1 protein-coding gene is annotated in these 1,662 nt (G+C 46.5%); it reads right to left on the bottom strand.

Annotated features, from left to right (window positions below):
- Window positions 1-25 precede the first annotated feature (25 nt).
- A partial coding sequence (glnE, locus tag AND4_RS18885) for a bifunctional [glutamate--ammonia ligase]-adenylyl-L-tyrosine phosphorylase/[glutamate--ammonia-ligase] adenylyltransferase (RefSeq protein ID WP_009844592.1) occupies window positions 26-1,662 on the bottom strand: 1,637 nt, incomplete at its 5' end.

The following is a 1,662-nucleotide window of genomic DNA, read 5'->3' as shown; positions in this document are numbered from 1 at the left end:
GCAGAACCGCGTGTACAACTTCAGCTTAGGCAAACCATTGATTCCATGCTTGCTTCACCCATTCTCTCTCTGCAATAAATTTATCTTCTGCAACATCAGCATTCAAGTTGAGCAAGTTTCGACGATGAATCTCATTGCGCATTGATGTGTACGCACGCGTCAATTGCATCGCTTGATCTTCTTCCATGATACCTTGTGCGATCAGGGTTTCAAAAATACGCACGTTATCGCACCAGCGAATCAACTTTGGCTTAGTGTGACTGTAGTTAAGCACAAGGTATTGAGCGAGAAATTCAATATCGGTAATGCCGCCATTATCTTGCTTGAGCATAAAACGACCAGACCTTTTACCGCCCAAATGATCACGCATTTTTTCACGCATATTGACCACTTGTTTTTTTAGTGTGTCTTGCTCACGCTGTTTACACAACACACCACGACGGGTGTTGTGGAAGGCCGTCGCCAAGAGGTCATCACCATAAATCATGCGCGCGCGTACTAACGCTTGATGTTCCCACGTCCAAGCATCTTTGTGTTGGTAATCATCAAACGCATCAGTCGGGCTTACCAACAAACCTGAAGCCCCAGACGGACGTAAGCGAGTATCCACTTCGTATAGAATTCCCGATGCCGTGCGAATCGAGAAAATATGGATGATGCGCTGTGCCAAACGAAGGTAAAACTGACGACCATCTATTTCTTTCTTACCATCAGTGTAAACGTTCAATGGGCAGTCGTGCATGAACACGATATCGAGGTCTGAGTTATAACCCAGCTCCCAACCACCAACTTTACCGTAGCCAATCACCGCAAAGCCCTTACCTCCACGATCTTTCACATGTGTAGGCTCGCCATACTTTTCCGACACTTGTAGCCAAGCTTGGTTCACGACGGCGTCGACAATCGCCTCCGCCAAATAGGTTAAGTGATCACTCACTTTCATGACTGGTAACACACCCGCAATATCGGCGGCGGCAATACGTAAAATGCAGATTTGCTTAAACTGACGCAATGCTTCCATCTGCTGCTCCATATCATCCTCAGGGATGCGAGCAAGAAAATCGCGTAGCTCCGTCTGGTAACTATCTAATGAAATTGGATGATATAAATGCTGAGGGTCTATCAGCTCATCCAGCAGTATTGGGTAACGCGATAACTGCTCTGAAATCATTGGACTTGCGGTACACAAACGAACCAATTGCACTAACGCTGCCGGGTGTTCGTCCAACAATTCAAGGTACGTGGTTCGCGTACAAATATTATGCAGTAAGTGCAAAACACGAGGTAAGCCAAACTGTGCATCTGGATGAGCAAATATCACATCAAACACTTTTGGCATTAACTTGGTCAGCACTTCACGACCACGTGGTCCAAGTGTCTTCTTCGCCAAATCCGCTTTGAACTGCATGATGGTTTTCGCCAAGTGTTCTGGGTTCTCAGCTTTGATGTCCTCTTGAAGAACGTGTTCAAGCACGTCTTGTTTAGTCGCCATATCCCACAACTCATGGAAATGACGAGCCACGGCCTCGGCTTCATCTCCTTCATCATCACCAATCAAGCTTTCAAACACCTTGTGTACCTTTGCCATATGCTGTTGAGTTTGAGCAATGAGCGCATCCCAACTATCAAAGCGCATCGCAGTGGCAAGCTTTAGCTGATCGT

This window comes from Vibrio sp. AND4 (genome assembly GCF_000171815.1).
Classification (GTDB): Bacteria; Pseudomonadota; Gammaproteobacteria; order Enterobacterales; family Vibrionaceae; genus Vibrio.
This window is presented reverse-complemented; position numbering and strand designations above follow the sequence as displayed.